Source organism: Aeromonas sp. 61P (genome assembly GCF_051919545.1).
GTDB classification, from domain to species: Bacteria; Pseudomonadota; Gammaproteobacteria; order Enterobacterales; family Aeromonadaceae; genus Aeromonas; species Aeromonas veronii.
Map to the genome: position 1 here is coordinate 768406 of NZ_JBQBEL010000001.1, position 14294 is coordinate 782699.

Below are 14294 nucleotides of genomic sequence, written 5' to 3' on the forward strand. Positions count from 1 at the left end.
TGCATGCGCTTTGTAGCTATACAGACTCCACACGAAAACAAGCGTGAAGAAGGCCAATAAGCCCGCCATCCCCCAACTGAACGCATCCATCGTTTTGCTCCACCACTGAAGATAATTTCAGCATGGCACTGAAGGTGTTGGCGTTCAATCAACTTATTGAAAATGTTGAGTTTGTTCGTTAGTGACAAAGTTGGAACTATGGAATCCAGTGGTTTATTGACCAGCGGAATCAGCGCCCTCATTCCCGGCCAACCCCTGTCCAGTTCCCCTCCACATAACTATCTATCTGGAATCTTGGTGAGGATATTCCAGATAGTGGAATTTCGCTTCAGAACGAGCACCTGGAATATTGATAGGGGCCTTCCCATCTATCTGGAATGTTCGTGTTGTTTTTCGCTCTGGAATGTTGGTCGTCTTATTTGAAGGGATGATGGACCTTGGTGTGCTGGAATTGATGGGGGCGGATTCCTATCTATCTGGAATTTTGCCCCTCATATTTCAGGATGTCAGCAGTCGGTGGGCCATCCCGTCGAGCAGCTGTTTGGTCTTCTCCCAGGTCGGCATCACCTGGCTGAGCAACCGCCAGAATCGCTCGCTGTGGTTGTGTTCGGCTAGGTGGCAAAGCTCGTGGAGGATGACGTAATCAATGCACTCTCTGGGGGCTTTTACCAGATGAGGATTGAGTGTGATCCGGCCATTGGGCGAGCAGCTTCCCCATTGGGTTTGCATATTCAGCAGGCGTAGCGGAGGGCGATCCACAACCCACAAGGATTGTTCCAACATGGCATCGAGACGTTTGGCGAAAAGCTCTCTGGCGCGGGTTCTATACCACTGGGTCAGTTGAGCCTTCACTGTCTCGGGTCCTGGCTGCCTGACTGATACTTCCAGCTTGCCTCGCAGCAGTTTGACCCCTTGCACACTGCTTGGTGCAACGATGACCTTGAGCAGGTATTGCTTGCCGAGGTAAAGGTGACTCTCGCCACTGACATAACGGCGTGGCGTAACATGTTCCAACTGCTGACGAAAGTCACGCAACTGCTCGTAGATCCAGCGGGCACGTTTTTTTACCGCCGCAAGCACCTCTTCATCTGGCGTTTGCGGTGGGGCCATCACCTCAACCCGACAGTCAGGATGCACCTTGATCAGCAGTTTGCCGGCCTTGGGTCTGGTAAGCCGTTCGAACCGGATGAGCTCGCTGCCATAGGAAAAGTGCTGGAGCCTATTGGTCATGTTGCCGGAGGTACTCATCTGCAGTTACATCCCACTGTGACCAACTCGGGTAATCTGCACGACCATTTCCACCATGCGCTTGGCTTGATCCATGCCACAGCCGATGGCCTTGCACTCGGTGAACAGCAATGGCAGCAGCTTCTTGCGAATATCGGCTTCAATATTTTGCGGGTTGATAGAGTGTTCAGCGACCGAGGCATCAACCAACCGGTCGATCTCGAAAGCGAGTTTGACCCACTTTTCTTCAACCTGAGCATCCTGGCTGTCAAACAGTTGTGGCAGGTTCTTTTTGAAGACCCCGAAGTAGGCCTGAGCATGGCGGTTAGTGCCAAACGCATCAGGCATATCGTTCAGGCGGCGTTCCTGTACCTGCTCTTCAAACTCGCGGAACAGCATGTACTGCTTGAGAGGGTGATCAAACAGTTTTTCCGCCTCTGCAATGGCGAGGCGCAACAAGGTTGAGAAAGACTCCTGAGCATAAGGGTCATCCCTGAGATCCTGCTCAATCATGCGCGTGACGCGAGTCTTGATGATGTCAGTCTCGTTGCGGGTCTTCTCTTTGCTCCACTCTTCCGGCGGTTTTTGCAGTCCCATCTTGCCGACTTCATACACACCACCGGGCTCTTTGACCTCGACGCCAACCACATGCTTGTCGAGCAGCTTTTTCACCTGCTGGGCGTACTCGTGGTAGTCGACTCTTTCACCTGCATCCTGTTGCACGGTTTGCCGCAGGCTGGAGAACTGCTGCAGCGTCTCTTTGTAATGGCGGCGATCCGCTTCGGTAAAGGCGGTGTCCTCGAAGAACGAGGCCGACTGTAGAGCTACTTTCAGGCAACTGGCAAAGCGGGAGAGTGCCTCATAGAAGTCTTCACGCACCTTGAGATGCACATCTACCAGCTCTCCCTCAACCTCTTCCATTCGGGGTACCAGCACCTGGCGCAGTTGCTCTATGTCCTGCTTGTTCTTTACCCCGGCAAAGATGTTCCACAGGTCCTTGTAGAGCTGTGGCAGGCGCTTGTATTCAGAGCTCATCTGGTTGTAGAGGCCGGCGATGTCGTCAAGGTCGTAGCCACCCTGAGTGCGTGAGGCGAGATCCTGATACTTGGCGATAGTGGTATCTAGCTCCGAGAGAATGCCGCGGTAGTCGATGAGCAAGCCAAACTCTTTGTCCGGGTGCAGCCGGTTGACCCGGGCGATGGCCTGGATCAGGTTGTGCTCCTTCAAGGGTTTGTCGATGTAAAGCACCGTATTCTTGGGCTCATCGAAACCGGTCAGTAACTTGTCTACCACGATCAAGAGCTTGAGCGGATCATCCTTGTCGGCGAAGCGTTCGATAATCTGCTTGGTGTAGAGCTGCTCATCCTGGCTACCCACGTTATCTTTCCACCACTGCACGACCAGAGGGAGGTTAGATTCATCGACATCGGTATTGCCCTCCCGGCTATCGGGGGAGCTGATAACAATGGCGGATTCGAACAATCCAACCTCATCGAGATATTGCTTGTACTTGATGGCGGAAGACTTACTGTCGCAGGCGAGCTGACCTTTCAGCCCTTCCGGAATGTTCTTGTCGAAGTGTTCGGCTATGTCGCGAGCGATAAGCTGGAGCCGGTCATCGGCTTTGTAGAGCTCGCCTTTGCGTGTGTATTTGCGCTTCAGGTCAGCCTTTTGCTCCTCGGTCAGGTTGGTGGCGATGCGGTTAAAACCGGCATCAATCGCCCTGTCGTTCACATCGAGATCCGGGATGCGTTCTTCATAGAGCAGGGGGGTGACCGCTTTGTCCTCAACGGCTCGCTGCATGGTGTAAGCGTGCAGGATGGGGCCAAACTTGTTGGTCGTCTTGTCGTTTTTCAGTAGAGGGGTGCCGGTAAAGGCCACAAAGGCGGCATTGGGCAGGGCCAGTTGCATGCGAATATTGTTTTCGCCCCCTTGGCTACGGTGCCCCTCATCAATCAGCACGATGAGGTCCGAGCTCTTGTTGACGCACTCAGGCAATTTGGTAGCAGTGTTGAACTTCTGGATCAGCGAGAAAATGATGCGCTCGGTACCCTTGCCTATTTGCTCAGCCAGTCGCTTGCCCGAGGTGGCCATCGCCGCGTCCTTGTCCTTCTTGCCAGCCAGTTCACCACTGGATGAGAAGGTCTTGCTGAGCTGGCTTTCCAGATCCACCCGGTCGGTCACGACAATGATGCGGCAGGCTTTCAGCGCATCATGCAGGATCATCGCCTTGCTCAGGAAGACCATGGTGAACGACTTGCCTGAGCCTGTGGTGTGCCAGATCACCCCGCCTTGGCGGCCGCCATCAGGGCGCTTGTGGCTGATCCGCTCGATCAGTCGCTTGATGCCGAACACCTGCTGATAGCGGGCCACTATTTTGCCGGCTTTCTTGTCAAACAGGGTAAACAGACGGGTCATATCCAGCAGCCGATCAGGTGACAGCAGGCTGATTAGCAGCCGATCCTGGTCCGTCACAGCCAACTCGCCGGCGGCCAATAGGGTCTGGTACCAATCCAGTGTGGCCGTTGGGCGATGATCAAACAGTGTCGAGAGGGTTTCTTGGGGAATCGGCCGATTCTTGATCTCGGCCATCTGCGCGTCACTTATGTCTTCTTCACGCCAAGCTGCCCAGAATTTTTCCGGTGTGCCGCAGGTGCCATAGCGTCCTTCGATACCGCTGATGGATAGCAGCAACTGGCTATAGGCGAACAACAGCGGGATCTCACCGTGTAGCTGGTTGCGAATAGTCTGGGAGATCCCCTCCTTGACGGTAGGTCCCTTCTTGGCGTTGCTATCCGGGCGTTTTGCCTCGATCACCGCCAATGGCAGGCCATTGACGAAGCAGACGATATCGGGGCGACGAGACTCTATACCACTGGCTCGGGTGACGTGAAACTCTTCGGTAAAGGTGAAGCGGTTATTGTGCGGGTGATGCCAGTCGATCAGGGCAATGGTCGGGTTCACCTTCTTGCCGTCAATGAATTCGGTGACCGACATGCCATAGAGCAAATGGTTATAGGTCCGTTCATTGGCGGTCATCAGCCCTTCGTTAAGCGCTGGAGTACACAGCTCACTTACCAGATTGTCGACTGACTTGGCGGACAGCGGATACCTCTTGCCAGCATACACAAAGGCGCGTTTGCTCAGCTCCTCGCGCAGAATTTGGCTCAGCACGACCTGGTCATATTTATTGTTACGGGCTGCCAGTGCCTGCTTGGGGGGCAGAAAAGTCCAGCCCAGCTGGGTCAGCAGGGTCAGGGCCGGGATCTTGGCGCTGAACTCTTCTTGAAACTTGGGTGCGTGGTGATGATCAGTCATTGAGTTCAATTCCCCGTGCAGCGAGCCATTGGCGCCCTTTCTCTGTGGTTTGGTAAGCCTGTTCCGGATGATTGGGTACTTCTGGGTAGGCATAGCCAATCAAGCCCTCTTGTTCCCTCATAATGTTCAAATGGGACGCCTTTAGTGCGTTTTCTCGCCGGTTCAGCGTTTTGGCCAGTTGCTCAGTCTTGTAAGGACGCATGGCACAGAGCCACAGAATCACTGGCCACAGGTTATTTCTGCGTGCTTTGGGGGTGAGCTGGTCTATACGAGCGAGCAGATCTGACGGGAGGTCACCCGCATTTGAGCAGAGGTCACCTCTATTTGCCGCGAGGTCACCCGTATTTGCGTCGAGGTCACCCGTATTTGCCACGGGGTCACCCGCATTTGAGCGGGGGCCCTCATCATTGGCAGCAGCAAACAGCGGGAGTTCGTGAGGCGCTGACAGCTCGTAGTAAGTGGAGGAGCCTGCCCCCCCTTTGACCAGCAACTGGTACTGATGATGCAATCTTCCCAGTATCTGGCTGGCGGCTAGCGTATCAAGGCCGGTAATGGCGCGAAGGCCTGCGTTATCCACCGCTCCCGTCTCTTTGGCCAGGATCAGTGCTTTGGCCTCATCGTTGTTCAAGGTGAAATGAGCGAACTGTTTGAGCCAGGCCAACTGCTCTTCGCCCATCAGTTGATGCAATAGATAGGTTGCCAGAAACTGGTTCTGGATGACCTGACTCATGAAAACAGGCGCGGTCAGACCCACCTGGTCCAGCAGACGTCGCATGGTGCGGATGCCGGAGCCTTTGGTCTCGGCAAAGCTGACGTCGTAGAGCACAGAAGCCAGCACCGGATTGCGCAGGATAGAGCCCATCTCCCCCAGCATCGCCTCCGGCTTGAGAGAGTAGCCGGCGTTGCGTATCTCGAGGCGGTTGCTAAAGCGCACCACTATGATGGGCTGATTAACCTGATAATCACGGTGCATGACGGCGTTGACCACCGCTTCGCGAATCACCTTATGTGGCAGCAAGGGCTGGTCGTCTCGCTGGGTTTTGCCCTCTTCCAGACGAAAATGCTTTGGCAAGTCATCCAGAATGGTGGCTTCCAGTTTGGGGATCAGCGTCAGCAGGGGTTCACGCAGATCCAGCGTGGTGTCGAAGCGCTGTTGAGGGTCTTCCACCCACTGAGTGCCGGCGACGCGCACGTAGTCCACGCGCATGGCGGGTAACAGTCTTCGCAGCGCTAGCGGTTTGCCAAGGAGCAACAAGCCGGCGATATTGGGTACCCATTCACCCTGGCGCTTTTTCACCAGATTGAGGGATTGGAGCATCTCACTGTCACTGGCCTGCAACTCTTCAGCATGAGGGCGAACCTTGCTGCGCAGCGTGCGATAGAGCTCGATGGCGTGGGGATCGAGATCATCCCAGTGGGCGTCAGGCAGCAGAACCTGCTCGAACCCCAGGCCATTTTTGGCGAGCAGCAAGGGCTCCAGCTCCAGCTGGGAGCATTCGTAATCACCGTTCAATCCCCGTCGCCAGACGCCGCTCTTGCGCTTGTTCTTGCTGTCGAACTTCCCCTTAAAGGTGCAAGGCTTGGCTGCCGGCTCCAGTTCGGGGACAAAGACGACTAGCACACGTTTGCCCTCCAGCTGATGGGCTTGCGCCTGTACCGGGATCGGCTGTTCAAACTGATCACGGCAGTTGGTCTGCAGCGTGTTGAGGAGCTGGTCACTGTGGCTGACACCGCATACCGAAAAGGTGTCGTGTGCTTCATTTGGCTCGTTAACCCCGAGCAGCAGATAGCCACCACCAAGGCCTGGCTCATTAGCAAAGGCACAGATCGACTGCATGACGGATGAACCGATGTCGCAGCCCCGCTTGGCCTCGATACGGGGACACTCATCCAGCTCGCGCAACTGAGCCAGCAACTGCTCCGGGGTAAATTCGATCATGCCTCTGAACGCTCCTTCAACTGTGTACTACCGATGGCGTCTATTCGGGGTCTTGCCATCTCAACTCAGTGCAAACAGCACTGCTTGAACTTCTTGCCGCTGCCACAGGGGCAGGGGTCATTGCGCCCGATCTTGGAGGCCGCTCTAACCGGCAGGGTTACTGGTGTGAGGGCTGGTGCGACTATCGGCGCTGTGCTTGGCCCCCGTTGGGCCAGAAAATGGGCGTGCAGTCGCAAGGCGGCGGTGCCCACCTCGGCCACGCTCTGTTGATGCTCCGGTAGCGACAGGCTGGCAAGCTGTGGCAGCCTGTCATCGCTGCCATGCAGGCGGATCACCTCAAGCGAGCTATCCAGCTCCTCTGGCAAGGCTGGCCAGTTTCCCAGTGCCATGCCACGCAGATAGCCAAAGCACCAATCTTCGGCGTTGCAGATCTCCTGCCCTTCGACATAGTTGGCCATCAGCACCGGGATAAAGTGCTTGGGCTGATAACAGAGGGTATGGGCCAGAATATTCATATGGCCGAGGATCAAATCCAGCGTCCGTTTCATCTCCCGCTCGGACGACCACTCAGGGGGCGTGCCACCCCAGAGTACCGGCCACCACTGGCTGGGTGGCACCAGCTCGGGGCCGGAGAGTACCGCAGTCAGAAAGCCGTCGAGCGCCGACAAACTAAGCATCGAATCGTCGTTGCCATATTCCATCAACCGCTGCTCCAGCCACTCCACTTCGGCCTCGGTCATGGGGTGAATGGTCACTTTTTTCATGCAGCCGCCTCCACCTTGACCCGCCGCTTGCCGGTCAACAGTTGTTGCATCAGCGCCTTTTTCTCCTGCTTTAAGGCGTCGAGTTTTTGTTGTAGGGCACTGATTTCTTGATCGGCGGTGGACAGGACTGCGGCTATTTTTTGTTGTTCATCAAGCGGTGGAAGTGGCACATGTATCAAGCTGAACTCTTTCCAACGGAGACTTCCCCGGCGATCAACCGATGCATTAGTGGCAGCACCAAAGATCTGTCGATAGTGATCAGTCTTTAAAACAGCATAAAGATAATCGTTATCTACACTTTTCGTTTTTGCTCGAAAGACAACATAAATAGGGCTAACAATTCCAGTATCGTAGAGATTCTGTAGGCCAATCGAGCCTTCCTCAACGTGGTTGGATGGAAAACCAAAACAACCTCGGTGAATTAACCGATAGCCAGATGTGTCATCACTGTAGACCTTTTTTTTGAAGTACTTAAGCGAGTCAACAAAACCATCGTACTTGGAGCATGATAGAACTGGATAGTCAGCAGACACTGTATTTTTTTGGGTCACCTGCGTACAAATATCCTTGATTGCGGGATATTCCCAATCTTTAGGAATAGTTCCGTACCGAGTTTTCCGGAACTCGTAACTTTTATCAGGTATCCCGAGGCGTTTTTTGCCGGTGAGCAGTTGCTGCATCAGCGCCTTTTTCTGCTGCTGGCTGTTGGCGAGCAGTTGTTCGGTGGTAATGATGGCCTTATCCCAGGTGGAGAGGATTTGGGCGATTTTATTTTGTTCGGGGAGTGGGGGAAGTTTAATTTTTAGCACTTGATATGCGCCAACATTCAAATGCTTCTGTGCCATACCCCCTTGTAGATCCAAGACTTGGCTCTTCCCCATGTGGCTGTTTGTATATGCACAAAGATACTCAGATATGATCTGCTCCCTATCTGGTCGTGCGATTACAATGTCTATTGCATTTGAGCCTTCAAATTCAGGAGTCACCACACAGGCGGTACCAGGATATCCTGTACGTACTATTAAAATATCTCCGGCTTTAAGCTGGCTTTTTTTATTTGCAGCGTGTCCTTCATGGGAGAAATATACCCAGTCATTATCATTGATAAAGCCTTCTCTGACATTGGCTGACCTGAAGGCTTTAACCCCTTCACTTTCTTCAATATAATATTGAGTAGGCTTGATGACTACGCCAACAGAAATGGATTCACATACATCCTTAGCTTCAACAAGCTTCCATCCATTAGGCACCATAACCAAGCTCCTCCAGATACTTGGCCATCTCGGTTTCCAGATCGGTCAGTTGGGTTTTTAGCAACTCCCGCTCGGCACGTACCGCCAGCAGATCGATCTCCTCTTCCTCCTCGAAGGTATCCACGTAGCGGGGGATATTGAGGTTGTAGTCGTTCTCCTTGATCTCTTTGAGTGAGGCCAGATAGGCATATTTATCGACATTGCCGCCGTTGCGGTAGGTGGCGACGATCTTGGCGATATTCTCCGGGCTCAGTACATTCTGGTTCTTGCCGGCCTTGAATTCGCGGCTGGCGTCGATAAACAGCACATTGTCGTCCACCTTCTCTTTTTTAAAGATCAGGATGGCGGCGGGGATGCCGGTGCCAAAGAACAGTTTCTCCGGCAGGCCGATCACCGCATCGAGCAGGTTCTCGTCAATCAATTGTTGGCGAATTTTTCCTTCGCTCGAACCCCGGAACAGCACGCCATGAGGCACCACGACACCCATGCGACCGCTCTTGGGTTTCAGGGTCTCGATCATATGGAGGATAAAGGCGTAATCTCCCTTGGTCTTGGGTGGAATGCCGCGCTTGAAGCGGCCATATTTATCAATCCCAGCCTCGTCATGACCCCACTTGTCCAGTGAGAACGGCGGGTTGGCGGTCACGATATCGAAGTGCATCAGATCGCCGTTTTTATCCAGCAGTTTGGGGTTGCGGATGGTATCGCCCCACTCGATTTTGTGGTTGTCTTCCCCGTGCAGGAACATGTTCATTTTGGCCAGTGACCAGGTGGAGCCGATGGCTTCCTGCCCGTAGAGGGCGTAACGTTTCTGGCCGTGATTTTTTTGTGCCACTTTGCGGCCACACTTCATCAAGAGCGACCCGGAACCACAGGCGGGATCGCAGATGGTATCGCCGAGCTGCGGATCCAGCAGTTCTGCCATCAGATCGGAGACCTCGGGCGGGGTGTAGTACTCGCCAGCCTTCTGGCCGCTGTTGGCGGCAAACTTGCCGATCAGGTACTCGTAGGCGTTGCCAATCACGTCGAGGTTGCCGACCCGGCTTGGTTTCAGGTTGAGCTCCGGTTTGGCAAATTCCTCCAGCAGATAGCGCAGTATGGTGTTCTTCTGCTTCTCTTCGCCGAGGCGATCGCTGTTGAAGCTGATGTCCTGAAACACGCTCTTGTTGCCATCTTTGAGCTTGGTGCCGTTGGCTTCTTCCAGTGCGTGCAGAGCCTGATCGATCCGCTCGCCGTTTCCTGGCTCGTGACGTCGTTCATAGAGGGTGTAGAAGCTGGATTGTTTGGGCAGCACAAAGCGCTCGCTTTTCATCATCTCTTCGATAAGCTCTGGTGCGTCGCCGTACTGCTTCTTGTAGCCGTCGTAGTGATCCTGCCAGACATCGGAGATGTACTTCAGGAACAGCATGGTGAGGATGAAATCCTGTAGGTATCGGCGCTGATAGTGCCGCGGAAGACATCGCAAGCACCCCAAACGGTGTTGTTGATAACGTCCTGATTGATCTGTTCGGTCATAAAGGGTGTTTCCTTGGCGTAATAACGGGTATGCGAGCCTCAAGAGGCATCTGTATCGGATTGTTCAAGTAGGCGAGTCGCGATGGCATGCATCATCTGCTCGCCATTGTGCTGGAGGAGCTGCATCAATTGGCGCTCCTCCTGCAGCGTGCGAGCCATTGCCAAAATGGTTTGTTGTTCTGCCAGTGATGGAAGCCCAATCAAGGCCTCTTCCAACACCTGGCGGCGAATACTCTTGGTCAGGGTGCCTTCGGCATGCAGTTCGAAGTAACGCTGGCAGGGCTGCTGATTGAGCTGCCAGGCGAGGAACTCCGGGATCAGTGCATCAGATTGTGGCCGTACCACATAAAAGTGGGGGGCCGCCACAGCTGGCAGTGGGGCATGCCGAGTATCAACCAGCACGGCATAGTTTTGGTTGCCCCGTGCTGCCACCAGAATATCTCCAGTTTGCAGCCAGTCCGGTGCTTTTTTGCCAGTTGCCTCACTGCGCAAGCAGCTCATCCAGTCGACACCGAACTCTGACGAGGTGTCTTTCATCTGCACAACGGCCAGATTCCCCTCTGGATACTCGGGGATCTTGCCGCGAAACGGATAACCAGCGCTGATAGTGGCGATTTGGTTCAGGTGTAATTTCACAAAAAATCTCGTCATCGCTAATGATGCTGATGCTTAGTGTCTCTGATGAGACTTTGTTCCGTCAAGACAATGTTCGATCTTTTTTTGCATCAATGGCGATGAATCTTGTTGTGTGGCTCTCACATGTGAAAGTTTTCCCTCCGTAAAAATCGCTCTTGGTGCCCAAATTGGACAACTACAGCAACGAGGTTTTCGCCTAGCCCCCAGTACGCTCTTGCATGCTGATGTTTGTAACTAGGAGACAATCTGCATGCGCGAACAAAATTCGTCAGTTTTCAGTGATCCGAATGGGGCAATCCTGAAAGAGCTTTATGAGCTTAAGCAGTTGGTAATCCAGCAAGGACAGGCGCAAAAAGAGGTGCTTTCTGCCGAGGAGTGCGCTGAGTTGCTGGGGGTTTCTGTCTGCTATGTGTACCGGCTGACCAGTGAAAAGCGTCTGCCGCATTACAAGCCACAAGGCAAAAAGATCTACTTCAAGCGCGTTGAGCTGCTGGACTGGCTGCTCTCCCACCGCATTTCACCAGACGCCGAACTCACCGAGCATGTAACCAAGCGTGTGCGGCAAGCTAGCCATGGGCGGTTGTGAGGTGGGTATGACACAGGATCTGATTACATCTCTCTGCCCCCAGGATCTCCGGTCGGCTTTTATTGAACCTCCGAAACCCCTCGATTTTGTCCTCCCGGGGCTGCCTGTTGGCTGCGTTGGTGCGTTGGTATCACCGGGAGGGGTGGGCAAATCGATGTTGGCATTGCAACTGGCAATGCAGATCGCCGGTGGGCCGGATTGGATTGGACTTGGCAAGCTGGGCAGGGGAACCGTGCTCTACCTGCCTGCTGAGGACCCTTGGCCTGTACTGCACCAGCGCTTGTTTGCCTTGGGCGGAGGTCTTGATGCTGAACTTCGTGCCAACGTCGAACGAAACCTTCGTCTTATACCGCTGCATGGCTCCAGTCCGAATGTGCTGGATAGCCATTGGTGGGAAGCGATTGCTATATGGGCTGAAGGGGTGAGGTTGATTGTCATCGATACTTTGAGGCGCTTCCACGATGCCGACGAGAACGCGGCCTGTGCCATGACGCAGGTACTGGGTCAGTTGGAGCGGCTGGCCATGAGGCTGGGATGCGCTGTGTTGTTTGTACACCACACCAGCAAATCCGCAGTATTCCAAGAAGTTGGCGATCTGCAGCAGGCAAGCCGTGGTTCGTCGGTGCTGGTAGACAATGTGCGCTGGCAGGGCTACCTCGCCACTATGACCAAGAAAGAGGCGCAGCAGCTGGGTGTATCGGCAGAGAAGAGCAAGCTTCACGTGCGGTTTGGGGTAAGCAAAAGTAATTATGGGCCGCCACTACCGGAGCGCTGGTTGGTGCGGGGGGAAGGTGGCGTGCTGTATCCCGCTCCCGCTAGGTTGGGCGTAACACGCCGAGCGGGAGGCAAACGTGTCTTGCTTTGAATTGACCCATGCTAGGCATGACCATATGCACTGTCTTGCACCCGGGTTGTTTAGGGCGATCTCGCATGGCCAACGCCGCCGTGACAAGCTGGAGGTGATTTACCGTTTCGGTGGTGGCAATCAGATCGAGTTCTCCGGGCCTGAGCCGCTGGGTGCAGATGACCTCCGTGTGCTTCAGGGGTTGGTTGCCCTGGCTGGACTTGAGTCACAAAGTAACGAGATTGAGCCAGTTGCGGTGAGCGAAACTGGGGCGATATTGCGAGATCTTCTGGATCTTCGTTGGGCTGCCAACCAGCAAAGGGTATTGGTGGTCAGAAGCAGCCTGCGCAAACTGGCCAAGGAGGTTGGATACGCCAATCCTCGGGATACCAATACTGTACGTTGCTGTATCGAGCGATTGTGGAAGGTGTCGGTGATCGCAAAGGTGGCTGGCCAGCGTAGCGGCTTTCGCTTATTGGCGAACTATGTCAGTGACACTCAGACTGATGGACTTTTTTTGGCGCTTAATCCCTTGCTGACCTACGCCATTATGGGTAATGGTCGCCATGTTCGTATCGACATGACAGAAGTTCGGCACTTGAATGGCAGCATCGCTCGGTTGTTGCATCAGCGGCTATGTGCCTGGGTGGATTGTGGTCAGAAAAGGGCAGTGCAGTTAGACACCTTGGTCGCTTATGCCTTTCCCGATGAGGTCAGCACGGCCACCCATCGCAAGCGGCAATCACGAGTTCGTAAGGCATTGGATGAGCTGACTGCTTTGGGCTGGTCTATCTGCGAACATGCCAAGGGGCGGTTTACCATCGGCCGGCCTGCACTATCACGATAACGGTCACAAACTATCACGAAAGTGGTCACAAAGTTCACGATAACGGTCACAAGCCAATTCAGTGAAACCCAGTTACCGCTTGGGCTGCAGGGCGATCCTGAAATCCGATCTATATTATCTAAGATAATCTAGGCCAGCGCATGGTCGCGCTGGCCTATTTGTTGGCTTTTCCTGGCCATGATCTCGTCGAGGGTGCTTCTATCACTCCAATACGTTGGGAAAATCGAGCATGGCATCTCTACGCCGTGATTCAAGGATGTCTGCATAGATCTCTGTGGTTCTCAGCTCACTGTGTCCCAGCAAGCGGGAGAGGGCATAGATATCGACGCCGCGGTTAAGCTGGATGACGGCGAAGGTATGACGCGCGCTGTGGAAGGTTACCTTCTTGGTTATACCCGCCTGCAACGCCCACCGGGTGAGCTCCATGTTGTGCCAAGCCGAGTACTTGAGGCCCTTGAAGATCCGCTCTGTTGCCTTGCCTGAGCGCCCCATCAGCTGCATCGCCATGTCATTCAAATCCAGGTATTGCAGGCCGCTGGTCTTTTTCTGGGTGAAGACGATACGGTAATGGCCATAGAAGGGCTCCAGCTCGGCCCAGGTCAGCTTGTGAATGTCGGACCAGCGCAAGCCAGTGCAACAAGAGAACAGAAAGGCGCGCTTAAGAACGTCATAGCGGCACTCAGCCTGGGCCATGGCCCGAACCTCATCTTCGGTCAGATAAACCCGCTTGTTCTTCTCCCCCTGGATAGCTTTGACACGTCGTACCGGATTATCCGGCAGCAGCCGATCCTGCTCTGCCTGGTTCAAGGCTGCTCTCAACTTGTTGAAATAGGCACTCTGGGTGTTGCGGCTCAGTGGTGTGCCGCTTTTGGTGCGGGCCTTGTGCATCAGGTAGTGCCGAAACCCCTCCAGGAACAGCTGATCTACTTCCTCGAAAGTCAGCTCTGGCAGTTTATGGTACTGGCGCAAATGCTTGAGGGCTGATATCCAGATAGAGTGGTTGCTCTTGCTGCCTGCCGCTTTTTGGTCTGTAACCTCTTGGAAGTACTCGAAGAAGCTGGCCTTGTAGGCGTTCGAGAAATCCAGATGGTGTTTACCTGTCTCGTACTCGAAGAGCCGCTTGGCGCGGATGGCTTCGGCTGCTCGCAGGGTTTCTTTGTTGTGGAGCCGCTGTGCTGGGGTTCGCGGCTTGTCGTACAGGAAGAGATCCAGGGGCTCTCTGCTGCGTTTGTGCTTGCGGATGCCCGTGGTTGGGTCAAGGTAGGAGCCGGCGTAATAGGTTAAGCGCAGAGCGCGCTTGCCTTCGGCGTCCGGTTCGCGGAATTCGATGCTGATCTTCATAATTGTCCCCCGAAAGTACCCCGA

The 14294-nt window shown here is 54.3% G+C and carries 11 protein-coding genes; 3 read left to right on the forward strand and 8 right to left on the reverse strand.

What is annotated here, in order from left to right:
* Nucleotides 1–498: 498 nt before the first annotated feature.
* The 7 genes from ACTG2O_RS03745 to ACTG2O_RS03775 form a co-directional block, all read right to left on the reverse strand.
* Nucleotides 499–1230, reverse strand: coding sequence for a M48 family metallopeptidase (locus ACTG2O_RS03745; protein WP_439975349.1), 732 nt, complete (start codon nt 1228–1230; stop codon nt 499–501).
* A 24-nt stretch (nt 1231–1254) separates the two neighbouring features.
* Nucleotides 1255–4545 (reverse strand): type I restriction endonuclease subunit R, encoded by a 3291-nt coding sequence (locus tag ACTG2O_RS03750; RefSeq protein WP_439975350.1) that lies wholly within the window; start codon nt 4543–4545, stop codon nt 1255–1257.
* Nucleotides 4538–6484: an RNA-binding domain-containing protein gene (locus ACTG2O_RS03755; protein WP_439975351.1), complete on the reverse strand. Its 1947-nt coding sequence runs from the start codon at nt 6482–6484 to the stop codon at nt 4538–4540. Before ACTG2O_RS03755 ends, ACTG2O_RS03750 begins: the two co-directional genes overlap by 8 nt.
* 65 nt (nt 6485–6549) lie before the next feature.
* Nucleotides 6550–7248 carry a UPF0149 family protein gene (locus ACTG2O_RS03760; RefSeq protein WP_439975352.1) on the reverse strand — a complete coding sequence of 233 codons (699 nt, stop codon included), beginning with the start codon at nt 7246–7248 and terminating at the stop codon, nt 6550–6552.
* Entirely contained in the window at nt 7245–8501 is a 1257-nt protein-coding gene (locus ACTG2O_RS03765; RefSeq protein WP_439975353.1) for a restriction endonuclease subunit S, read from the reverse strand. Before ACTG2O_RS03765 ends, ACTG2O_RS03760 begins: the two co-directional genes overlap by 4 nt.
* Nucleotides 8491–9909, reverse strand: coding sequence for a type I restriction-modification system subunit M (locus ACTG2O_RS03770; protein WP_439975354.1), 1419 nt, complete (start codon nt 9907–9909; stop codon nt 8491–8493). Before ACTG2O_RS03770 ends, ACTG2O_RS03765 begins: the two co-directional genes overlap by 11 nt.
* A gap of 146 nt (nt 9910–10055) precedes the next feature.
* Nucleotides 10056–10652 (reverse strand): restriction endonuclease subunit S, encoded by a 597-nt coding sequence (locus ACTG2O_RS03775; protein WP_226798893.1) that lies wholly within the window; start codon nt 10650–10652, stop codon nt 10056–10058.
* 250 nt (nt 10653–10902) lie between these two features.
* On the opposite strand from ACTG2O_RS03775, the gene ACTG2O_RS03780 reads away from it, so the two are divergent.
* The 3 genes from ACTG2O_RS03780 to repC are packed head-to-tail and all read left to right on the forward strand — an operon-like array spanning nt 10903 to nt 12929.
* Nucleotides 10903–11238, forward strand: a complete 336-nt coding sequence (locus ACTG2O_RS03780) for a helix-turn-helix domain-containing protein (RefSeq protein WP_015848536.1) — start codon at nt 10903–10905, stop codon at nt 11236–11238.
* 7 nt (nt 11239–11245) lie between these two features.
* Nucleotides 11246–12103 (forward strand): helicase RepA family protein, encoded by an 858-nt coding sequence (locus ACTG2O_RS03785; protein ID WP_439975355.1) that lies wholly within the window; start codon nt 11246–11248, stop codon nt 12101–12103.
* Entirely contained in the window at nt 12090–12929 is an 840-nt protein-coding gene (gene repC, locus ACTG2O_RS03790; RefSeq protein WP_047439884.1) for a replication protein C, IncQ-type, read from the forward strand. The genes ACTG2O_RS03785 and repC overlap by 14 nt, the downstream gene beginning before the upstream one ends.
* A gap of 201 nt (nt 12930–13130) precedes the next feature.
* Here the strand turns inward: repC and ACTG2O_RS03795 are convergent, their stop codons facing one another.
* On the reverse strand, nt 13131–14270 hold the full coding sequence (locus tag ACTG2O_RS03795) for a site-specific integrase (protein WP_439975356.1): 1140 nt from the start codon (nt 14268–14270) through the stop codon (nt 13131–13133).
* Nucleotides 14271–14294: the final 24 nt, after the last annotated feature.

Excerpts from the sequence above, each read along its gene's own strand:
- ACTG2O_RS03745 (WP_439975349.1), bottom strand. The coding sequence starts at position 1,230 with ATGACCAATAGGCTCCAGCACTTTTCCTATGGCAGCGAGCTCATCCGG.
- ACTG2O_RS03750 (WP_439975350.1), bottom strand. The coding sequence starts at position 4,545 with ATGACTGATCATCACCACGCACCCAAGTTTCAAGAAGAGTTCAGCGCC.
- ACTG2O_RS03755 (WP_439975351.1), bottom strand. The coding sequence starts at position 6,484 with ATGATCGAATTTACCCCGGAGCAGTTGCTGGCTCAGTTGCGCGAGCTG.
- ACTG2O_RS03760 (WP_439975352.1), bottom strand. The coding sequence starts at position 7,248 with ATGAAAAAAGTGACCATTCACCCCATGACCGAGGCCGAAGTGGAGTGG.
- ACTG2O_RS03765 (WP_439975353.1), bottom strand. The coding sequence starts at position 8,501 with ATGGTGCCTAATGGATGGAAGCTTGTTGAAGCTAAGGATGTATGTGAA.
- ACTG2O_RS03770 (WP_439975354.1), bottom strand. The coding sequence starts at position 9,909 with ATGCTGTTCCTGAAGTACATCTCCGATGTCTGGCAGGATCACTACGAC.
- ACTG2O_RS03780 (WP_015848536.1), top strand. The coding sequence starts at position 10,903 with ATGCGCGAACAAAATTCGTCAGTTTTCAGTGATCCGAATGGGGCAATC.
- ACTG2O_RS03785 (WP_439975355.1), top strand. The coding sequence starts at position 11,246 with ATGACACAGGATCTGATTACATCTCTCTGCCCCCAGGATCTCCGGTCG.
- ACTG2O_RS03795 (WP_439975356.1), bottom strand. The coding sequence starts at position 14,270 with ATGAAGATCAGCATCGAATTCCGCGAACCGGACGCCGAAGGCAAGCGC.